The 20,587-nt window shown below is 43.2% G+C and carries 19 protein-coding genes and 1 pseudogene; 13 read left to right on the plus strand and 7 right to left on the minus strand.

The window, feature by feature from the left end:
* Positions 1 to 321: pseudogene (locus tag MWG72_RS14505) on the minus strand (alkyl hydroperoxide reductase subunit F); the annotation flags it as partial.
* A gap of 233 nt (positions 322 to 554) precedes the next feature.
* On the opposite strand from MWG72_RS14505, the gene MWG72_RS14510 reads away from it, so the two are divergent.
* Positions 555 to 773, plus strand: a complete 219-nt coding sequence (locus MWG72_RS14510) for a DUF1653 domain-containing protein (RefSeq protein ID WP_034436473.1) — start codon at positions 555 to 557, stop codon at positions 771 to 773.
* Between the two features lie 24 nt (positions 774 to 797).
* On the plus strand, positions 798 to 1,388 hold the full coding sequence (locus MWG72_RS14515; RefSeq protein ID WP_247144351.1) for an O-methyltransferase: 591 nt from the start codon (positions 798 to 800) through the stop codon (positions 1,386 to 1,388).
* Positions 1,389 to 1,399: 11 nt separating this feature from the next.
* Here MWG72_RS14515 and MWG72_RS14520 read toward each other — a convergent pair whose 3' ends face one another.
* Both MWG72_RS14520 and ahpC read right to left on the minus strand, forming a co-directional pair.
* Positions 1,400 to 1,606: a KTSC domain-containing protein gene (locus tag MWG72_RS14520; protein ID WP_004278917.1), complete on the minus strand. Its 207-nt coding sequence runs from the start codon at positions 1,604 to 1,606 to the stop codon at positions 1,400 to 1,402.
* Positions 1,607 to 1,896: 290 nt separating this feature from the next.
* Positions 1,897 to 2,460, minus strand: a complete 564-nt coding sequence (gene ahpC, locus MWG72_RS14525; protein WP_004278916.1) for an alkyl hydroperoxide reductase subunit C — start codon at positions 2,458 to 2,460, stop codon at positions 1,897 to 1,899.
* A 489-nt stretch (positions 2,461 to 2,949) separates the two neighbouring features.
* Between ahpC and hrpA the strand changes: the two genes are divergently transcribed.
* The 6 genes from hrpA (at position 2,950) to MWG72_RS14555 (ending at position 13,159) form a co-directional block, all read left to right on the plus strand.
* A complete protein-coding gene (hrpA, locus tag MWG72_RS14530; protein WP_247144352.1) occupies positions 2,950 to 6,873 on the plus strand; it encodes an ATP-dependent RNA helicase HrpA in 3,924 nt (1,307 codons plus the stop codon).
* A 30-nt stretch (positions 6,874 to 6,903) separates the two neighbouring features.
* Positions 6,904 to 8,013 carry a beta-ketoacyl-ACP synthase III gene (locus MWG72_RS14535; protein WP_004278914.1) on the plus strand — a complete coding sequence of 370 codons (1,110 nt, stop codon included), beginning with the start codon at positions 6,904 to 6,906 and terminating at the stop codon, positions 8,011 to 8,013.
* Positions 8,014 to 8,039: 26 nt separating this feature from the next.
* Positions 8,040 to 8,792, plus strand: coding sequence for a 1-acyl-sn-glycerol-3-phosphate acyltransferase (locus MWG72_RS14540; RefSeq protein ID WP_219309077.1), 753 nt, complete (start codon positions 8,040 to 8,042; stop codon positions 8,790 to 8,792).
* 196 nt (positions 8,793 to 8,988) lie between these two features.
* Positions 8,989 to 10,995 carry a hypothetical protein gene (locus MWG72_RS14545; RefSeq protein WP_247144353.1) on the plus strand — a complete coding sequence of 669 codons (2,007 nt, stop codon included), beginning with the start codon at positions 8,989 to 8,991 and terminating at the stop codon, positions 10,993 to 10,995.
* A gap of 90 nt (positions 10,996 to 11,085) precedes the next feature.
* Positions 11,086 to 12,801, plus strand: a complete 1,716-nt coding sequence (locus tag MWG72_RS14550; protein ID WP_129716622.1) for an AAA family ATPase — start codon at positions 11,086 to 11,088, stop codon at positions 12,799 to 12,801.
* A 31-nt stretch (positions 12,802 to 12,832) separates the two neighbouring features.
* Positions 12,833 to 13,159: a gamma-glutamylcyclotransferase family protein gene (locus MWG72_RS14555; RefSeq protein ID WP_085064566.1), complete on the plus strand. Its 327-nt coding sequence runs from the start codon at positions 12,833 to 12,835 to the stop codon at positions 13,157 to 13,159.
* Positions 13,160 to 13,418: 259 nt separating this feature from the next.
* Here MWG72_RS14555 and MWG72_RS14560 read toward each other — a convergent pair whose 3' ends face one another.
* Complete coding sequence (locus MWG72_RS14560) at positions 13,419 to 13,871, minus strand: DUF441 domain-containing protein (protein WP_004645490.1); 453 nt, start codon at positions 13,869 to 13,871, stop codon at positions 13,419 to 13,421.
* A 140-nt stretch (positions 13,872 to 14,011) separates the two neighbouring features.
* Here MWG72_RS14560 and MWG72_RS14565 point away from each other — a divergent pair, with 140 nt between their 5' ends.
* Positions 14,012 to 14,719, plus strand: a complete 708-nt coding sequence (locus MWG72_RS14565; RefSeq protein ID WP_219309080.1) for a pseudouridine synthase — start codon at positions 14,012 to 14,014, stop codon at positions 14,717 to 14,719.
* Between the two features lie 43 nt (positions 14,720 to 14,762).
* On the opposite strand, the gene MWG72_RS14570 is transcribed toward MWG72_RS14565, so the two are convergent.
* From MWG72_RS14570 to MWG72_RS14580, 3 genes are all read right to left on the minus strand, one after another.
* Complete coding sequence (locus tag MWG72_RS14570; RefSeq protein ID WP_004278907.1) at positions 14,763 to 15,206, minus strand: GNAT family N-acetyltransferase; 444 nt, start codon at positions 15,204 to 15,206, stop codon at positions 14,763 to 14,765.
* A gap of 97 nt (positions 15,207 to 15,303) precedes the next feature.
* Entirely contained in the window at positions 15,304 to 15,651 is a 348-nt protein-coding gene (locus MWG72_RS14575) for a type II toxin-antitoxin system RelB/DinJ family antitoxin (protein WP_004645487.1), read from the minus strand.
* A 114-nt stretch (positions 15,652 to 15,765) separates the two neighbouring features.
* Positions 15,766 to 16,674 carry a pseudouridine synthase gene (locus MWG72_RS14580; RefSeq protein ID WP_219309082.1) on the minus strand — a complete coding sequence of 303 codons (909 nt, stop codon included), beginning with the start codon at positions 16,672 to 16,674 and terminating at the stop codon, positions 15,766 to 15,768.
* A 126-nt stretch (positions 16,675 to 16,800) separates the two neighbouring features.
* Here MWG72_RS14580 and tsaE point away from each other — a divergent pair, with 126 nt between their 5' ends.
* The 4 genes from tsaE to hfq all read left to right on the plus strand — a co-directional run.
* Positions 16,801 to 17,280 (plus strand): tRNA (adenosine(37)-N6)-threonylcarbamoyltransferase complex ATPase subunit type 1 TsaE, encoded by a 480-nt coding sequence (tsaE, locus tag MWG72_RS14585; protein ID WP_219310036.1) that lies wholly within the window; start codon positions 16,801 to 16,803, stop codon positions 17,278 to 17,280.
* On the plus strand, positions 17,270 to 19,237 hold the full coding sequence (gene mutL / locus MWG72_RS14590) for a DNA mismatch repair endonuclease MutL (RefSeq protein ID WP_247144354.1): 1,968 nt from the start codon (positions 17,270 to 17,272) through the stop codon (positions 19,235 to 19,237). The genes tsaE and mutL overlap by 11 nt, the downstream gene beginning before the upstream one ends.
* 6 nt (positions 19,238 to 19,243) lie before the next feature.
* On the plus strand, positions 19,244 to 20,188 hold the full coding sequence (miaA, locus tag MWG72_RS14595; RefSeq protein WP_247144355.1) for a tRNA (adenosine(37)-N6)-dimethylallyltransferase MiaA: 945 nt from the start codon (positions 19,244 to 19,246) through the stop codon (positions 20,186 to 20,188).
* 91 nt (positions 20,189 to 20,279) lie between these two features.
* The coding region (gene hfq, locus MWG72_RS14600; protein ID WP_247144356.1) for an RNA chaperone Hfq at positions 20,280 to 20,587 on the plus strand (308 nt) is incomplete at its 3' end.

Below are 20,587 nucleotides of genomic sequence, written 5' to 3' on the forward strand. Positions count from 1 at the left end.
AACTTCCGCAGAGACTTTGGGTGCATAACCGGAAGTTTGCAGCAAGGCCAGAATCAGCGAAGTGAACTCATGGCCCATTGGCAAGCCTGCAAAGAACACGCGTGGCTGTTCACCAGCTTTTGCAATCCCGAAACTTGGCGCACGTTTGTTGGTCCCGTCAAAGCGTGCAGTCACCAGATCAGACAGTGCAGCTACTTCGGAAACCAGTTCCTGGATTTTGGCTGATTTGTCAGAGCTATCCAGAGTCGCGACTAATTCGATTGGACCCTCTAAACGTTCTAATAGGGTTTTAAGTTGGGCTGAAGTATTTTGGTCTAACATTGCTAACGTCTCCAAAGGAGTAAATGTTTATTTGATAACAGGATATTAAATGAATTGAATAAATAGGTAAAACAGTTTGTTTTTATTTTATTGATCGGATTTACAGATTTATTGAAAAATTCATCATTAATTTCAAAGTTCTATATGGGGTCAAAAGATTAATTTTCAAGTAGTTTAGAGCAAGAATAAGGATTTTCAGCTAAGATTAAAACAAGATATTTGAGACTTGAATGATGGAATTACAACGCGGTATTTATCAACATTATAAGGGACAGCTTTATCAGGTGTTTCATGTCGCCACGCACAGTGAAACTGAAGAAAAGCTGGTGGTTTATCAATGTCTCTATGGGGATTATTCAATTTGGGTACGTCCTTTAACGATGTTCACTGAAACCATTACCACTAACGATGATCGTGAAGTGGAGCGTTTTAAATTGATTCAGGCACTTTAAGCCCAACATACTCAGGGAAGAGTGATGCAAAACTCAGATGAATTTGAAATATTCATGCAAGAATTATATGAAAAATTTCATATGCATGATCATAAGCAGGCAGATCGCCTGCACCGATACCGGAATATAGAGCCAGAATCCGGTCAATTTTTGTCTATGCTGATTCGTGCGCAACAATCGAAAAGTATTTTGGAAATTGGCACTTCTACCGGTTATTCCACTCTATGGCTGGCGGAAGCGGCTCGGCAGACTCAAGCCATGATTACAACTCTTGAAGTTGATGCAGAACGGGTTGCTCAGGCAAAGCAATATGCGACAGAAATAGATCTTGCAGACTTAATCAATTTTAAAGTGATTGATGCTCAAGTTTATCTGGAGGCAGAACAGGAAATATTTGATTTTATCCTGTTAGATGCTGAACGCGATGATTATGTCAGTTACTGGCCACATTTGAGTCGATTACTTAAAGCAAAGGGCGGGTTACTGGTAGTTGATAATGTCATTTCACATGCAGCAGAAGTCGAAGAGTTTATTGCCTTAATTCAGCAAGACCCACGTTTTATCATGAGTAGTGTACCCATAGGCGCAGGTTTGCTGATGGTGGGATTTCGTTAATTCGATTCGCTCTAATCCATGCAAATTTTATTAAAATGTAAATTATATTCGAGATACTTTTCCACGAATGCAGCTTTGTCTTGGCGTCTTAACAGGTTGTCATAAATAAATTCAGGTACGGGATGATACAGCTCGGTATGACCATTACTGTATACAATTTTCAGGTGGCGGCTTGAGGGATTGTATTTCCAAGAAATCACGGTAAGCAGTTTTTGCATATGCGTTCCTCCACTGAATATTTCTTATCTTATCATTTGAACTTATGCCATATGGCTCTGCAGATGTAGAGCTCAATTGTAAGAATCGGTAAGGATTATGAGAAAGCGAAGCAAAAGATATGCCTGAATTTTTATATGATGGATCAAGAAAGAAATAGGACTGCAATATTTAAAGTCCTAACAAAATAATTTAAAAAAATAAAATCCAGTATTGCACTGACATAAAAGTTCAAACCATAAAAAACCACGCTAAAAAGCGTGGTTTTTGAATCAGTTCAATCTAATTAAAATTAGATTTTACCCACTAGGTCGATTGAAGGAGCAAGAGTTGCATCGCCTTCTTTCCATTTAGCTGGGCAAACTTCGCCTGGGTGAGCATGTACATACTGAGCTGCTTTAACTTTACGAAGAAGTTCTTGAGCATCACGGCCGATACCACCAGCGTTGATTTCAACGATTTGGATTTTACCTTCTGGATCGATCACGAAAGTACCACGATCAGCAAGGCCGTCAGCTTCGATTAATACGTCAAAGTTTTTAGCAAGAGTCCAGTTTGCATCACCAACCATTACATACTGGATTTTTTTGATTTCTTCTGAAGAATCGTGCCAAGCTTTATGAGTGAAATGCGTGTCAGTAGAAACTGAGTAGATTTCAACGCCTAGTTTTTGGAATTCAGCGTAGTTGTCAGCAAGGTCACCAAGTTCAGTTGGGCAAACGAAAGTGAAGTCAGCTGGATAGAAGAATACAACAGACCATTTGCCTTTCAGGTCAGCTTCAGTAACTTCAATGAATTTGCCGTTTTGGAATGCAGTTGCTTTAAATGGTTTAACTTCAGTATTAATTAAGCTCATCATTGTCTCCATGATTGAGGTAGTCTTTGATTTTGAATAAGAGTATCGAAATTTTGGTTGATGCTAAAATGGTATTTTTACATTACAAACATCGGAAAAACCGAATTAAGTAAAAACGCGCCACTTCGGCAAAATCGCTTTGTTCATTGAGCAGCATCAAGATGATGGCCTGATGACAAAATTATCTCTTTTTCCTCGTGCTAGCAAACATGATGTTGAAACCAAAAAATTCAAGGGTCAATTTGGAAAAAAGCATAATTTCCCCAAAATAATTTAAATATCAATTCCAAACTTAAACTGATGATTAAATCTAGTCAGGAAAATTCAAGGGTGTCATATAGATATTTTGACAGGTTTATGGCGCTGAATTGTGGGAAATCAGGCAGCCAAAGCCAATTTGTCCGGCACTTAACAGAACTACGACTATCTGAAATCTAATGAACCAAGTAAAATAAACCTTTCCGGTTTTTTGATGTGGGTATTTTCTCTGTGCAGAGTCATTTAAATGTAGATCAATGGATAATGGCGCGTGACCGTCACCGTTTAAATCGACTGAAAAAAGGGAAAGACGCAGATGCCAAGCAGTATCAGGAATTATTTGAAAAATCCAATCTGAAAGTACGGCAACGGCTTGAGCGTCTTCCGAACATCAAGCTGAATCAGGATCTGCCGGTTACCCAATACACTGACAAGCTGATTGCTGCGATTCAAAAGCATCAGGTGATTATTGTGGCCGGTGAAACCGGTTCTGGTAAAACCACCCAGTTACCACAAATTGCCATGCTGGCCGGACGTGGTCTGACCGGAATGATCGGGCATACCCAACCACGTCGACTGGCAGCTCGCAGCGTATCACAGCGTATTGCCGAAGAAGTTGGTGAAAAACTTGGGGAATCAATTTCCTTTAAAGTGCGTTTTACGGAACAGGGTTCACAAGATTCAATTGTGCGTTTGATGACAGACGGTATCTTGCTTGCCGAATTGACACATGACCGCTATCTGACCAAATATGACACGATTATTATTGATGAAGCGCATGAACGTTCGCTGAATATCGACTTCATTATGGGCTATCTAAAGCAGCTGTTGCCGCGTCGTCCCGATCTGAAAGTCATCATTACTTCTGCAACCCTGGATGTAAACCGTTTTAGCAGTTACTTCAATGGTGCACCAATTTTTGAAGTGGAAGGCCGCAGCTTCCCAGTCGAGCTACGTTATCGTCCGATCTCGGAAATGAGCATTGGCGGTAGTGATGATGACGAGTTTGATGACTTTGAAGAAAATCTGCCTCGCGCTGTGGTCAAAGCAGTCGAAGAATGCTTTCAGGATGCACAGGAAAAAGGCCATCCTGAACATGCCGACATCCTTATTTTTGCCAGTACTGAACAGGAAATTCGCGAGCTACAGGAAACCCTGATCAAACATGGGCCACGCCATACGGAAGTATTAACTTTATATGCGCGTCTGGCGCTGGCTGAACAGCAAAAAATCTTTAATCCTTCTGGTGGTGGGCGACGCATTATTATTGCCACCAACGTAGCAGAAACGGCCTTAACCGTTCCGAATATCCGTTATGTAATTGACAGCGGTTTTGCCCGTATTTCGCGTTATAACTATCGTTCACGGGTGCAACGTTTACCGATTGAAGCCGTTTCTCAGGCAGCAGCCAATCAGCGTAAAGGTCGTTGTGGCCGTATTGCGCCGGGTGTCTGTATACGCCTGTATTCTGAAGATGATTTCCTCAGCCGTCCAGAGTTTACCGAACCGGAAATCAAGCGAACCAACCTGGCATCTGTAATTTTGCAGATGCAAAGTCTGGGGTTGGGTTCACTGGAGGATTTTGATTTCATCGAACCGCCAGATCACCGTTTGGTGAATGATGGCCGCAAGCTCCTCATTGAACTGGGGGCAATGGCCGAGAAAAATTCTCCTAAAACTGAAGATGATCAAGCAAATCCCTCTAAATCTCCCTTTGAGAAAGGGAGACTTCAAAGCAGTGGCTTAACCAAGATCGGTCAGCAAATGGCGAAAATGCCAATTGATCCTCGTTTAGCCCGCATGATTCTTGGTGGTGCACATTTTGGCGTGCTAAATGAAGTGCTGGTGATTGTGGCCGCACTTGCAGTTCAGGACCCGCGTGAACGCCCTGCGGACAAGCAGATGCAGGCGGATCAGAAACATGCACTATTCCGTGAAGCCGATTCTGATTTCCTGTTCTATATTAAGCTCTGGGAGACGCTGCACAATAACCGCGAAAGCATGAGTGAAAATAAGCGCCGTACTTTTGCGCGTAATCACTTCCTGAGCTGGCTGCGTCTGCGTGAATGGAAGAAAACTCATGAGCAGCTGGTGGAGTTGGCTAAGGGTTTAAAACTGTCATTTAATGAAAAGAAAGCCAGTTATGAAAATCTGCACCGTGCCTTGTTGACCGGTCTCTTATCGTTTATCGCCAATAAGACCGATGAGCGTAATGTCTTTATGGCAGTGCGTCAGCAAAAAGCACGGATTTTCCCGGCTTCTACCTTGCACAAGACCAATACGCCGTGGGTGATGGCTTTTGAGATGGTGGAAACCTCTCAGGTATATTTACGTACCCTGGCCAAGATTGAGCCGGAATGGATTCTGCTGGCGGCACGTGACTTGCTCAAGCATCATTATTTTGAACCGCACTGGTCGAAAAAAGCCGGTGTAGTGAATGCCTATGATCAAATTTCATTATTTGGTCTGATTATTGAGCCGAAACGCCCAATCAATTATGAAAAAGTAGATCAGGCGGCCGCGCATGAAATTTTCTTGCGGGATGCTTTAACTACCGGTCATCTAGGGATTACTCCACCATTTTTAAAGCATAACTTGCTTAAACTGGAAGAAGTCGAGCGAGTAGAAGACAAGCTGCGCCGTCGTGATCTGGTTGTTGATGAAGAAACCATTTACCAATTTTATGCCTCGAAAGTGCCGCCTGAAGTGGCCAGCCGGCGTAGTTTTGAAGACTGGCGTGCCACAGTAGAGCCCCAGAATCCGCGTTATTTATTTGTCGATGATGATGCGCTGTGGCTGAATGACCGTCCGACAACACAGCAATTCCCGGACTATTTGCAGAATGGTAGTCTGCGTCTGGCGGCGACTTATCGCTTTGACCCGAGTCATGATGAAGATGGTGCGACGGTTAAAATTCCACTGCAAGCTTTGGCACAGGTCGATGAAGGTATCTGGTCATGGGGGATTCCGGGTTGGCGTCTGGATCTGATTGAATCATTGCTAAAAGCTTTGCCGAAGGATAAGCGCCGTAATCTGGTGCCGATTCCGGATACTGCACAAAAACTCATAGCAAAAGTAGATGCGCAGGATTTACAGAAACATATTTTTAGTTTCTTGGCATTCCAGTTGCGAGGCGATCAAATCACGGAGAAAGATTTCAGCTTTGACCGGGTCGATCAGTATCTGTTGCCTTTTATTAAAGTTACTGATGAAAAAGGCCGTGTCATTGAACAAGGGCGTGATCTTGCTGAGCTGAAAGCGCGCTGCCGGACTGAAACGCATAGTCCGGTCAAACAGCTTAAAGGTGAATTTAAAACCTTCCCAGAAAGCTTTGTATTTGAAGCCTCGCAAAAAGTCACCGGTGTCGTGGTCAAGCAATATCAGGCGCTGGTTCCAACCAAAGCTTTTGCTGCCCTAGAGCAGAAAGATGAATCGGGTGTAGTGATTCAGACTTTCAATGATCAGGCTGAAGCGGTCAAAAAACATCGTGAAGGGGTGATCCGACTGGTGCATATGCAACTCGGAGACTTGACTCGTCAGTTGAAAAAACAGATTTCCAAACCTCTGGCGCTGGCTTATTCACCACTCGGTGATAAGGCACAACTGGAACAAATGTTAGTTTATGCCACAATACACATGTCCATTAATGAGCTTCCTGTCAATGCGCAAGAGTTCCAAAAGCTGGTTGAAGATGTAAAAAAATCTTTCTTGACTTATGGCCAAGTTGCCCTGAAAGAGATCACGGATATTTATATCCAGTGGCAGGAAATCCGCCGGAAATTATTGGTTTTAGATCATTCTGTGTTTGAAAAAAATATCAATGATATTGAAGATCAACTTGATTTAATGAACCTTTCTGACTTTGTGTATCGTAAACCTTCCGATGTATGGATCGAATTTCCACGTTATTTGAAAGCCTTGATCTTGCGTTTAGAGCGCTTGCCCAATAATCTACAAAGGGACAATTCCGCCATTGACCAAATTGATCAATGGATGGAAAAATTATTCAAGTTTAAAGATGACCCTCGCCTGAAAGAATTGTATTTCATGGTCGAGGAGTTAAGAATCTCATTGTTTTCACAACCGATGAAAACAAAAGCACCCGTGTCTCCAACTCGCTTGCAAAAAGTATGGGATCGTCTTGGAATCAGTTAAGATATAGGTAATTCAGATAAGGAATTTTACATGGGCATCCGCATTACGGGTACGGGCTTATTCCATCCGGAACATGTCATCACCAATGAAGAATTAGTTGAAAGTTTAAATGCTTATGTGGAACTGTTTAATCACGAAAATGCTGACAAAATCGCTGCAGGCGAAGTTGAAGCACGTCGTGGTTCTAGTGCAGACTTTATTGAAAAAGCATCTGGCGTACAACGCCGTTATGTCGTAGAAAAATCAGGCATTCTTGATCCAAAACGCTTACGTCCTAATTTACGTGAACGTGCAGATGATGAAATTTCACTGCAAGCAGAATGGGGCGTAATCGCAGCCAAGCAGGCGATGGAAAATGCCGGTGTGACTGCCGAAGACATTGATATCGTGATCTTGTCATGCTCGAATTTGCAACGTGCTTATCCTGCCGTAGCGATCGAGATTCAAACCGCTCTAGGTATCAAAGGCTATGCCTATGACATGAACGTGGCGTGTTCTGCAGCAACATTTGGTCTGAAACAGGCTTATGATGCGATCAAAGCAGGCGCGCGCCGTGTGTTATTGGTGAATGTGGAAATTACCTCTGCACATACCGATTTCCGTTCACGTGACTGTCACTTTATTTTTGGTGATGTGGCAACCGCTTCAATTATTGAAAATACCGACAGCAAAACCGGTTTTGAAATTCTGGATTCTGAGTTGTTTACCCAGTTCTCGAATAACATCCGCAATAACTTTGGTTTCTTGAATACTTCTGAAAATGCTGACATTGACGACAAACGTTTCCGTCAGGATGGTCGTAAGGTATTTAAAGAAGTCTGTCCACTGGTTGCGAAAATGATTACTGCGCAACTGGAAAAGAATCAGATTGAGCCTACAGGTGTTAAACGCTTCTGGTTACACCAGGCCAATGCCAGCATGAATGAACTGATCCTGAAACTGGTGGTTGGTAAAGAAAATGCCAAACCTGGTCTGGTACCGATCATTCTGAACGAGTTTGCCAACACGTCTTCTGCCGGGGTGATCATTGCCTTGCACCGTACTGCACATGAAGTTGAAGATGGTGAATACGGTGTATTGTGTTCATTTGGTGCCGGTTATTCGGTGGGTTCGATTCTGGTCCAAAAGCGCGTGGCATAGTCCGGAGTAGATAAGGAGCAGACAGCTTGCAGGTCAAACATGATGGGCAATGGATTAGACGCTTAAGTGGCTTATCCAAATTATATTTTACCCCTACCTTTTTAGGGGCTGAATATATTGATGCCAGTCGGCCTGCAATGTATGTCGGTAATCATTCCATGTACGGCATCTTTGATTCGCCGATGCTGATTGATTATCTCTATAACGAACATAAGGTGGCTGTGGTCAGTATTGCGGATCATAGCCATTTTTATGTGCCCTTATGGCGTGAAGCCGTGAAAAAGTTTGGGGCAGTCGATGGCATCCAGCATTATGTACGTGCTGTGATGCAGCAGGGCTACTCGATTCTGGTGTTTCCAGGAGGTGGGCGTGAGGTACTCAAACGTCAGGGTGAACAGTATCAGCTGATCTGGAAGCAACGCTACGGATTTTTAAGACTTGCTCAGGAATTTAACTATGACATTGTCCCTTTTGCTGCGCTTGGTGGGGATGAAGTCTATGAGATTGGCTTTGATGCCAATAAGATCATCCAGCATAAATATTTTCAAAAACTCCTCAAAGTACCACAACTCAATAAATTATTACGTCAGGGCGATGTGATTCCATCTTTGCCTAAACGATTATTCCCAAAACGCCTGCCATTTTATTTTCAGTTTATGCCGCGACAATCGATTGCTCAGGTTCAGACTCAGGAAGAGCTGATTGCATTTCGACACAGCTTGCAGCAACATATTTATACCGGCTTGGCCGAGCTTAAGGCGCTACGTCAGCAAGACTAAAACAGAAAAATTCTTCCTGTAAAATCTAGGCTATGATCTATTGAGATGTTCTATTTTTAGCAATGAGGATGCATGGACTGTTTTATAGTGCAAGTGATGCCATAATGTATTTTTAAGTGTTCACTGATTGGCGATCAAGGACTCAGCATGATCCAATATAAAAATAAGATGATTCTAAGATGACCGAGGTGTACGTATGGAACAGGAAAGCTTGGTAGCATCTTTAAGGTTATTGGCACAACAATGTTTACGGATTTCTCCAGAGCTGAACCAGCTTTATCTTGATCAGATGGCAATAATTGGTCATCTGAATGCACAAAATTTAATAAAAATTCAGCAGGATCAGTGCCGGATTGAATTGCTGGATGGTCTGTTTTATATCCAGTTTCATACTCCCTATGCACTAGACTCTGGAGCTGCACCTGCTTTGGTTGACAGTCATTTTTATTTTCAGCAATGTAAGGCAGAAGCCCTGGAGGAATTCTTTTTACAGGATATCTATTTCCTGACTGGCGATTTAAAACCACAGCATTCGCTGTATTTACGCGACAAAGCCAAACAGTTACGTCAGCTTATCCTAGCTCAGGTTTATGCGTGGGTTAATGGCCTGGAACGGGTGTCCGAATTTTTGCAGCAAATGTCGATTGTTCAAGCTGAGATTATCGACCAGCAGCTGATCAAGGCCGGGTTGTATACAGCACCTGTCATGCAAAACTTTATTCAGGATGAACAAGAGATTCCACAGCAGATTCTTGAAAGCTTGCAACAGGCTTTTTCTTTGGAGTGTCTACAGCAGGATGAATTCCTGTCGATCCAGTCATTGATGGACAGTCTGGATGAGTTCTGTTTTAGCGCCGCACAGTTTTTGCCTCCGGCACTGTTCCGGATTATGTCGCTGTCTTTTGAAGAGCGCTTTAATCTGCATGAATTGAATGATCATACTGATGATATCTGTTTGCTATATCGGCATGCTGAGGAGCAAAGTAATTTGCTCGGTTTTGTCCGATTGATGAACCGGGACGTGTGGCATCGGGATGATTTATTATCCAAACGGAATTTCCTGGAAAATCATCCGTATTTATGGCAGAAAAAAGTAGCCCGATTGCCACTATTTGATTGTCATCGTGCCGTGAACTGGATCTTCAAGCAACCGGCCGAGGTACTGGACTGGATCAGTAATAATATCCAGCATAGCAGTGTACGCGTTGCAGTAACTGCCTTAAGTTTTGTAGACAGCCATCATATTCATCCCCAGATTATTTTGGCGACTTTGCAATATTTTCAATATGTCTCGGCGCGACTGTTTATTCATAGCATGCATGAATATGCAATCCAGCATGACTGGTTTCAGCATCAGTATAATCAGGCGGTGGTATTAAAAGGCACACGCCAATCGATTGAGGATCAGCGGATTGCGATTAGCCCTTCAATTCTTTATCTGGACGAATGGATGGAGCTGCTGCGCAATGTGGTTAAAATGGATGATCAGCTGACTAAAAAGGTTTATCTGAACTTGAGCCGGATGATGCAGGCTTATATGCAGCATTTATATAAAATTACGGCGCATTTACCCGATGAGGTTCTGGTGTATATTCAGCCTCAAAGCCAGCAGAATCGTGATTTCTATAATGTTCTGCACCGCTATCGCATTCCTTTTACTGAGTTCAGGCAGCTGTTTTATTTGCAAAGCGGGCATGTACGTGAGTCGCTATTTGACAGTTATGTGCGTGACTATCTGGTAGAGTATTTTTCCAGCCATACAGAAATACCGAAAAATCTGAGCTGGACCAGTTTGTTTAATCAGGCGGTCGTCTGGCATGATCAGGTTCAAAAGCAGGAAATGATCGCCAAGCTGAAAAAACAGTTCGCACTGGTGAACTGGACACCAATCACTCAGGTTTCATTTTTACTGTATTTCAACTGGCGTTTTGAAGAACTTAAAACTTTGGATCGGATTTTAGAGGAATCTAAAATTTTCAGGAACTGTCTGGCGGCAAGCTATGCTCAGCAAATTTTGGAAGGGCAGTATGTGGCCTTTCGTATGTCTCATCCTGCTGTGCGCCTACCCTTGATCTTGGGGTGTCAATTAGTGAATGGACAGGTGATTTTTGATCAGCTGGAATATCCGAATAACCAGAAAGCAGAAGCTGAATACAGTAATATCGCCATGCATTTTATTAACTGGCTCAACTTGCAGGCCTGACAGTTCAATACAGCTTGTTTTCCTCCATGACGCTTAACTTTTCCGCTAAAAATCGTTAGGCTATAGCCGTTCTTTTACGGTATTGCTCTTATGAAACAGGAAACTGCCCTTAAGTTACTCAAAGCAGGAGAAAATGTCTTTTTAACCGGTTCTGCCGGTGCAGGAAAAACCTATACGCTGAATCAATATATTAATTATTTAAAGGCGCGTAAGGTCGCCGTCGCGATTACCGCATCGACCGGTATTGCAGCCACACACATGAATGGTATGACTATTCATACCTGGGCAGGCATTGGCATTAAAGACTTTTTGTCTGAAGAAGACTTAAAGCGGATGAAAGAGCGCAAATACTTAAAAGAACATCTGGAAAATGCGCAAGTCCTGATTATTGACGAAATTTCAATGCTGCATGCCAAGCAGCTGAATCTGGTCAATCAGGTATTGAAATATTTCAAGGAAAGTGATGAAGCTTTCGGTGGTATTCAGGTGATTGTAGCAGGGGACTTTTTCCAGTTACCGCCAGTCGGTAAAAATGATGAGCGCAACCGCGACAAATTCTGCTTTATGTCGGATGCCTGGGTCGAAGCCAAGTTTCGCGTTTGCTACCTAACTGAGCAGCATCGTCAGGGCAATGATTATTTGAATGACATTCTGAATGCGATCCGTGCGCAGGCGATTAGCCATGAACACCGCACTGCTTTACAGGCCACGCGACATCAAGAAATTGGTGATACCTATACGCGCCTGTATACGCATAATATGGATGTAGACAGTATTAACTTTAAACATCTGAATGAAATTGACAATGATCCGCGCCAGTTTGATGCGCAGTGTGATGGCAATGAAAAGCTGATCGAGACTTTAAAATCGTCAGTGCGAGCGCCTGAAGCCTTAACCCTGAAAAAACATGCCAAAGTCATGTTTGTGAAAAACAACTTTGATATGGGTTATATCAACGGCAGTTTGGGCGAAGTGATCAGTTTTGAAGAAGATGATGAATATGGTGTGCTGCCTAAAGTCAAACTGACCGATGGCACTACATTGGTGGTTGAGCCTGAAACCTGGTCGGTGGACAATGAGGCCGGTAAAACCATTGCCAGTTTCCAGCAGATTCCATTGCGTCTGGCCTGGGCGATTACCATTCATAAATCACAAGGCATGACTCTGGAAGCTGCCGAGATTGACCTGAGCCATACTTTTGAAAAAGGACAGGGCTATGTCGCGTTGTCCCGTTTGAAAAGCTTAAATGGCCTACGATTAAAAGGTTTTAATGAGCAGGCTTTGGAACTCGATAGTCTGGCAATTAAAGCCGATCGCCGTTTTCAAGAACTTTCTGATGAAGCCGAAGCGAATTTTGAAAATGTCGATTTGACGGCACAGCATAAGGCCTTTATCCGACATTGTGGCGGGACTTTGAATGAAGTTGAAATCCAGCGCAATGAGAAGAAAATTTCCAAGAATGGGGGTAAGCAAAGCTATGCCGCTGCAACGCTAGACGAAACGCGTGAACTGTTTGAAGAAGGTTATGAAATTGCCGATATCGCGACTGAACGTGGTTTGACCCCGGCAACCATCATCAATCATTTGGGGCGTTTGCATAAAGAGCAGGGGCTGGATATCTCGCTGGCACATCCGGGTGAGGAAGTGGTGGAGCAGGTTCGCAAGATTTATAAACGCCTGACCAAGCGTCAAAACTCGGAGCATTTTAATGATGACGGTTCTATTAAGTTGCGTCCGATTGTGGAATTGACCACGCCTAAAATGGCTTATGACCAAGTGCGTCTGGCACTACTATTTGTAGAATAATCATTAAAAGTGATGTTTAAGAGTTCTTAAGATGCACAGTTTATTCGTATACGGCACGCTTCGTCCGCAGCAACCCAATGCCCCTGTCATGGAGCGGATTGGGGGGAGCTGGAAAGCCGGTTATATTCGTGGGTATTTGCAGCAGCGTGGTTGGGGTGCTGAGCTGGGTAGCCCGGGTATTCAGCTCAGTGATTCGGGAGAGATTGTTCCGGGTTATGTATTCATATCCGAGAATCTTCCCCAATATTGGGATGAGCTGGATGCATTTGAAGGCGATGAATATCAACGTATCCCGGTTAAAGTATATTTGGAAAATGGTCAGACGATAGAAAGTTTGGTCTATGCTTTGAAAGATTAGACTGGGGTGTGTCATTTATTGAATTTCAAATTTTTATCAGGTCAGAGCTTCAAAGATCATAACTTTCCTTTGACTTGGTTTCAAAAGATTGAATTAATAAAGTATTCCGTTGATCTGATAGTATCTTCTGAGCAAGCCTGAAGCATTGCTTTAGAGCTTAGCGCAAGATAATCAACGGGTGGTCTGCATATTTCCGGTCATGTGATGTATTTTTGAGAAATTATTGCATACTGGGAATACGCGCTGATGATTTGTACATTTATTGTGTACTAATCAATAACGATAAAATCCCAGCCGCAATTAAAGGACCGACTGGAACACCGCGTAATACTGCTACACCAGCCACTGTGCCTAATAACAGTCCGGCCACCACATCTGGCTGATTTGACATCAGCTTCACTCCACGTCCGCCCAGCCAAGCAACAAAAACCCCAATCGCGATTGCCAGCAAAGACTTCCAGCTCAGGAAAGATTTGAGAATACTTTCTCCTGAAATTTTGCCACTGGCAATCGGTGTCAGAACACCAATGGTCAGAATAATAATGCCGATATTTAAACCATGCGCCTGTACATAAGGCAATAAACTGCTGAGAGGCGTGATTTTCAAAACGATTAACACCGCTGCAGCAATGGTGACGGCGCTATTGTGACTGAAAATACCGCAAGCCAGTAAAACCAAAAGAACAATCAGATTCAGATCAAGTTGCGACATAAGCGGGAGAGAAAGAATGAAAAATAAAGCTATTGTAGAGCTTTTCAACGCATGATACCTAGAAAACAGCGGAAGAAACCAAATTCATGACTGTTTCAGGATAGAATGCACAGGTCTTCACTCGATACAGGTATAAACAGATGCTATTGGAAAAAATGTTGCAGTCACAAGGTTTCGGCTCCCGCAAGCATTGTCAGCAACTGATTAAAAATGGTGCTGTTTCAATTCAAGATGAAGTGGTTGACAATCCTAAATATAACCTGGATTTAAATCATTTAAATTTCGAGGTTTATGGTAAAAGTCATACCTATCGGGAAAAAGTTTATATCGCCTTAAACAAACCACAAGGCTACGAGTGTTCGCATCAGGCGACGCATCATTTTAGTGTGTTTGACCTGTTTGATGACATTTTGCTGAATCGGGGGATTCAGTGTGTAGGCCGTCTGGATCAGGATACCACCGGACTATTATTGCTGACCGATGATGGACAGTTTCTGCAAGCGCTCACCCATCCGAAAAAGCATGTCGCCAAAGTTTATCAGATGCAAACTGCGGATGCCGTCACGGATGAACAGATTCAGCAACTAGAACAAGGTGTTGAATTAAGAAATGAAAAAGGCATTTTTTCAGCTACCGAAGTGACACGATTGGCTGAGAACCGTCTGCAAATGACCATTCATCAAGGTGTTTATCATCAGGTAAAACGCATGCTGGCTGCCGTAGGTAATAAAGTTGAACAGCTACATCGTGCACAGATTGGTGTTTTGGCCTTGCCTGAACTGGCTGAAGGAGAATGGTTGTATTTAAATGCAGAACAGATGGCGCAGGCCAAATTCCGCTCAGAATAATAATTTTTTTATTCGCTTGAAATGTGATTAAAAAGATTAGGACTTATTTTAGGAAACAGTGATAGGTCTGAAATTCATCATCCTTGATAAATCCCATGGATTCGTACAATTTATGCGATTGATAATTATTCTTTTGGGTTTCCAGGGTGATTCTTAAGGCCTGTTCATGTTTGGCAAATAAAATCGCGGTATCAATTAGTTGTTTGGCTGCGCCCTGACGCCGAAAAACCGGGGTGATATAGACATCATCCAGAATATAATAGGTCGAGCAGGCCACTGAAGAAAAACCCAGATACAGGATAATAAAGCCGGTAAAAGTATCATCTTTGGTATTAATGAAAATGACGGTTTGCCCATCTTCAAAACGCTGTTTTAAAAATTGGTAAGAGAGTTCAGGATTGGAAGACGTACCATAAAACTGTCGATATTCATCAAATAATACCGCCAGCTGATTCAGGTCTGCTGACTGGGCGCGTCGTACGAGCATTGCATACTCCATGCTAATTTTTTATTGATTATCAGCATCAAGCATAGCGAAGTTTGGGAGTGGCAGGCTTTAGAAATTGTTCGGAAATGCAACAATGTTAAATTTTGTCGCTTTCACCCAAAATGGCATTCAGTTCTTCAAATAAATCAAGATGATCATCATCCAGCTGAATCTCCTGATCATCGAGTAGATTCAGGGCAGAACTGGAAAGCGCATTTTGCTCGGTTTTCGCTTCATTTTGTTTCAGCTTGCGCAGCCGGATCAGCTGTTCCAGATTGATATTCTGGTTTTCAATCGAGAAGGGGATGGATTTGGTAATCACCACCTGCTTGAAAAAAAGACGCACGGCCTGAGCTGGCGTAATCCCCAATTGCTTAAATACCGCAAAGGCTTGTTTCTTCTCTTGCGAGTCCAAGCGAATTTGATAAACTTCAGTTTTTCTCATAATATTTTTAAAGCTTTAAATTACTTAACTTTTCGCCTTTATTCTAATCAATTACGTTTGAAATTCAATCTTAAAGCGACCGATTTTAGAAAATAATCTGTAATGACAAGAGATTTACAGTGTCAATTCAAGGTGCGAGCTGAAATTCATGCTTTTCTGCGTGATCGGATCGACAAATTGAATATGTTTGGCCAATAAACTTAAAGGTGCTGAAAAATCATCTTCCGCTTTATGCGCTACTTGGGGGTAAAAGGGATCGTGCTGAATCGGAATACCCAGATGATTCAAGTGCACCCGTAATTGGTGCTGTTTGCCAGTATGCGGCTTCAGCTCATATTTGGCCCATTCTGTATTATGTTCCAGCAGATCAATCGCCGTCTCGCTATTCGGCGTTCCGTCTAGCACGTGCATGGTATAAAAAGGCTGTCCCTTTTCCATTCTTAATCGCGTGATCAATGGAAATTTTAAATCAGGTTGATAAGCTGCAATCGCATGATAAGTCTTCTGCACTTGACGTGTAGCAAACATCTGCTGATATAGGCCACGTGATTCCACGCATTTGGAAATCAGGACCACACCTGCCGTTTCACGATCCAGCCGATGAATAGGCGTTAAATGTTCATTACCGGTTTGCTTTTTAAGACGAACCAATAGCGTTTCCTGCACATATTGTCCGGTCGGGCTCATGGTCAAAAAATGCGGTTTATCGACCACCATGAAATGCTCATTTTCAAATAAAATCTGATGTTGAAAAGGAACATGCACTTCATGTGCCAAAAAGCGATAATAGTAACAATGGCTATTGGCCTGAAATGGACTTTCTGAAGTTAATCGATTGCCCTGAGCATCATAGACCAGACCTTCGGCGAAACGGGACTGCCATTCATCTGCTGTGATATGCGCAAATTGCGTGCATAAATAAGCAAAAACTGTCAGAGGTGCATCCGGACTGGCTGGCAAAAACACTTTACTGGCACTGACCCCATTGAGCATAGGCGGGTTAAATTCAACAGTTGGTTGCATGGCAGGCAGATTAACCTCTTAAGGAGCAGATGCTGTGAAAAAATACAGTTTCTCACACAGGTGAATAGGCTTTTAAAGCGTGGCGATGCTATCATATTTATTCTTTTGCATCATGTCGTGAGTAATATGCCTTATTCATTTAGTGTCACTTTAAATCATGAAGACGATACCCAAAAACTGGCCAAGGTTCTGGCGGAGAATTTCCCTGCGGGGGTCGTGTATCTGATTGGTGACCTAGGGGCAGGAAAAACGACCTTAACGCGTTATTATTTGCAACAGTTGGGTCATAAAGGTTCAGTGAAAAGTCCAACTTATACACTGGTCGAACCCTATCAAATTAATGGTCAGGATATTTTTCATTTTGACTTGTATCGTCTGAATGATCCGTATGAACTGGAACTGATGGGCATCCGGGATTACCTGGAAACACCGAGTGCGCTATTTTTATTTGAATGGCCATCTAAAGGTGGTGATGAAATTCCGCAAGCTGACCTGATTATTGAAATTTTAAAATCTGAAGATGAACTTACCCGTACTGCAAGCCTGATTTCATCGAATCTTGCTTTACGAGAGGCTCTGGAGCGTCAATTTTCACATGTCGAATGATTTAAGTCTGCGCCGTATTCGTGCCCTTGATCCTGCACTTGCCAACCAGATTGCCGCAGGTGAGGTGATTGAACGTCCGGCTTCTGTGGTCAAGGAGTTACTGGAAAACTCGATTGATGCGGGGGCGACAGAGCTGATCATTCGGGTCGAACAGGGCGGTAGTACTTTAATTGAAATCATCGACAATGGACGCGGAATTCATCATGAGGATTTACCGCTGGCCGTGATGCGTCATGCCACCAGCAAAATCCAGAGTGCTGATGAGCTGTATGCGATTAGCAGTCTGGGCTTTCGTGGCGAAGCACTGGCGTCGATAGCAGCAGTTTCACGCCTGACCATGATCAGCAGTCCAAGTGACGAGGGCATCGGTTATCAGGTCGAAGTCAATGGCACGGCTTTTGATCATCAGGAAATTCAAGCGGTCGCGGCTTCAAAAGGGACGCATATTCGGGTTCAGGATTTGTTTTTTAATGTGCCTGCACGACGTAAATTCCTGAAAAAACCGGGCACTGAATTTGGTCATATCGAAGAAATTGTGCGCCGTATGGCACTGACGCATTTTGATATCCGTTTTGTGCTGGAACATAATGAAAGCATCAAACTGAATTTACCCGTGGCGGATAGCGGCGCTTTGCGTTTTCAGCGGGTACAGCAATTGCTTGGCCGCCAGTTTACTGAAAATGCCTACTGGATGGATGCAGACAGTATCAACATGCGTTTGTCTGGCTGGCTTGGCCATCCTTCAGATGCACGTGCACAGGCTGATTTGCAGTATGTCTATGTAAATGGCCGGATTGTCAAAGACAAAACCATTTCCCATGCCTTACGGATGGCCTATGACGGCATCCTGCATGGGCATCAGCATGCGGCTTATTTACTGTTTTTAGAAGTTGATCCAGAAAATGTGGATGTAAACGTCCATCCGACCAAGCATGAAATTCGCTTCCTGAATCAACGTGAAGTACATGAGTTCGTACGGCATTATGCCAAAGAAACGTTGGCACAATTCCAGACCGCAACTGCAGATTTAGCCGAGGCAATGAAACAGGATGAGCAGCCTGGCTTGACGGCCCCGCAACCGCGTTATCAGGAACAGTTCAGCCTGCATCAGACTGCGCATTCGCAGCCACAGGTGGTGAGAACGACATCTGCCTTAAGTGAAAATGAAACTTCAGATGTGCTGACCGATTTTGCATCTTCAGGTCCACAAACAGTGCATTATTCCCAAGATTACCGTAAATCTTATTCTGGTTCACAGCAGCTGAATAATGCCTTGCAAAGTTATTTAGCACCGCTCAGAGAAAGTTCGGAAACCGAAGTATTTAGTCCTGAGCAGTCTTTTCAGACACATGTAAAGGCCAAAGTGGATGAGCATCCATTGGGCATTGCCATTGCCCAGTTACATGGTATCTACATTCTGGCACAAAATACCGAAGGTCTGATTATTGTCGATATGCATGCGGCGCATGAACGTATTGTTTTGCAGCAAATGAAATCAGCCTGGGATAAACCTGAATTCTGGACGTCACAGCAACTACTGATTCCAAAGGTCGTAAACATTAGCCGGATGCAGGCGATGCGGGTAGAAGAGCTGAAAGAACAACTCGCACGTTTGGGTCTGGAAATTGATCAGTATGGTGATGAGCAAGTCATTGTACGTGGTGTGCCGGCTATTCTACACAAGGCGGATTTTGATGCCCTGATTCCTGAATTATTGAATGATTTAGATCCGGGTGATCAGGCACAAAGTCTATTGCAGAAGCGTGACCAGATTCTGGCAGGCATGGCCTGTCATGGTGCAGTGCGAGCGCATCGTATTTTAAGCCTGTCGGAAATGAATGCTTTATTACGTCAGATGGAACAAACCGAATTTGCCAGTCAATGTAATCATGGCCGCCCGACTTGGCGCGCCTTTCCATTGGCTCAACTAGATAAACTTTTTGCTCGAGGAGAGTAGTTTTACATGTCCAATCAATTGCCGGTCATCAATTTAATGGGGCCAACTGCAAGTGGTAAAACCGCTTTGGCATGTGAACTGTATGAGCAAGGGGGATTTGAGCTGATTTCGGTCGATTCTGCACTGGTTTATCGGGAAATGGACATTGGTACAGCCAAACCTTCTAAAGAGGAACTGGCGCGCTATCCGCATCATCTGATTGATATTATCAGTCCACTTGAAGTGTATTCTGCAGCCAACTTTGTCGAAGATGCTTGCTGCCTGATTGATGATATTCATGCGCGTGGTAAAACCCCGATTCTGGTCGGTGGCACCATGCTGTATTTTAAGGCCTTGCTTGAAGGTTTGTCAGATAACCTACCAAGTGCAGACTATGCTATCCGGGCACAGATTGAAGCCAAGGGTGAGCAGGAGGGCTGGGAAGCGGTTTATGCAGAATTATGTGCAGTCGATCCGATTGCCGGTGAAAAATTCAAGGTTAGCGACAAGCAGCGCATTATTCGAGCCTTGGAAGTTTTTAAATTGACTGGTGAGCCGATTACAAAACTACAGGCAGAACAACCTAAAAACTTACCATATCGTTACAGTTTCCATAATTATGCACTGATGCCAGATCGGTTAGAATTACATGGGCGTATTGAACAACGTCTGGAAATTATGTGGAAAAGCGGTTTTTTAAATGAAGTTGTGAATTTAATTGAAAAATACGATTTTAATGAAAATTTACCTTCCATGCGTTCAGTGGGTTATCGTCAGGCTATAGAATTCTTAAAAAATGCTGATAAAACCAAGGAAAAGCAACGGGAAATGGAGGATAAAGCTTTATTTGCGACACGACAACTTGCAAAACGTCAATATACGTGGTTAAGGTCTTTGCAAGAAAAGCATAAATTTACAACATATTTTACGCTACAGCAGGCTCAAGAAGACTTGCGAAACTGTCACGGATAAAGCAAAATTTAGGGACTATCTTTTTTATAATTTTTAATTGAAAAATAGAGATAGTTTTTGCGCTGATTTTTAATTTTTTTGGAGTTATAACATGTCTAAAGGTCAAACTTTACAAGATCCATTCTTGAATTCTCTCCGTAAGGAACGTATCCCAGTATCTATCTTCCTGGTAAACGGTATTAAATTACAAGGTCATATCGAATCTTTTGACCAATACGTGGTTTTATTAAAAAATACAGTAAGCCAAATGGTTTATAAGCATGCAATTTCAACTGTAGTACCTGCACGTAATCCACGTCCTGCTGGCGCGCCTGCTGGTCCACAAGGTGCGGGCTTCGGTGGTCAAGGTGCTGCAGGTGGCTTTGGTGGCGGTCAAGGTGCTGGCGGCTTCGGTGGTCA

Origin of the sequence: Acinetobacter lwoffii (assembly GCF_022967985.1) — a bacterium.
Classification (GTDB): Bacteria; Pseudomonadota; Gammaproteobacteria; order Pseudomonadales; family Moraxellaceae; genus Acinetobacter.

Coding starts and splice junctions, on each gene's coding strand:
- MWG72_RS14510 (WP_034436473.1), top strand. CDS start 555: ATGGAATTACAACGCGGTATTTATCAACATTATAAGGGACAGCTTTAT.
- MWG72_RS14515 (WP_247144351.1), top strand. CDS start 798: ATGCAAAACTCAGATGAATTTGAAATATTCATGCAAGAATTATATGAA.
- MWG72_RS14520 (WP_004278917.1), bottom strand. CDS start 1,606: ATGCAAAAACTGCTTACCGTGATTTCTTGGAAATACAATCCCTCAAGC.
- ahpC (WP_004278916.1), bottom strand. CDS start 2,460: ATGAGCTTAATTAATACTGAAGTTAAACCATTTAAAGCAACTGCATTC.
- MWG72_RS14535 (WP_004278914.1), top strand. CDS start 6,904: ATGGGCATCCGCATTACGGGTACGGGCTTATTCCATCCGGAACATGTC.
- MWG72_RS14545 (WP_247144353.1), top strand. CDS start 8,989: ATGGAACAGGAAAGCTTGGTAGCATCTTTAAGGTTATTGGCACAACAA.
- MWG72_RS14550 (WP_129716622.1), top strand. CDS start 11,086: ATGAAACAGGAAACTGCCCTTAAGTTACTCAAAGCAGGAGAAAATGTC.
- MWG72_RS14555 (WP_085064566.1), top strand. CDS start 12,833: ATGCACAGTTTATTCGTATACGGCACGCTTCGTCCGCAGCAACCCAAT.
- MWG72_RS14560 (WP_004645490.1), bottom strand. CDS start 13,871: ATGTCGCAACTTGATCTGAATCTGATTGTTCTTTTGGTTTTACTGGCT.
- MWG72_RS14565 (WP_219309080.1), top strand. CDS start 14,012: ATGCTATTGGAAAAAATGTTGCAGTCACAAGGTTTCGGCTCCCGCAAG.
- MWG72_RS14570 (WP_004278907.1), bottom strand. CDS start 15,206: ATGCTCGTACGACGCGCCCAGTCAGCAGACCTGAATCAGCTGGCGGTA.
- MWG72_RS14575 (WP_004645487.1), bottom strand. CDS start 15,651: ATGAGAAAAACTGAAGTTTATCAAATTCGCTTGGACTCGCAAGAGAAG.
- MWG72_RS14580 (WP_219309082.1), bottom strand. CDS start 16,674: ATGCAACCAACTGTTGAATTTAACCCGCCTATGCTCAATGGGGTCAGT.
- tsaE (WP_219310036.1), top strand. CDS start 16,801: ATGCCTTATTCATTTAGTGTCACTTTAAATCATGAAGACGATACCCAA.
- mutL (WP_247144354.1), top strand. CDS start 17,270: ATGTCGAATGATTTAAGTCTGCGCCGTATTCGTGCCCTTGATCCTGCA.
- miaA (WP_247144355.1), top strand. CDS start 19,244: ATGTCCAATCAATTGCCGGTCATCAATTTAATGGGGCCAACTGCAAGT.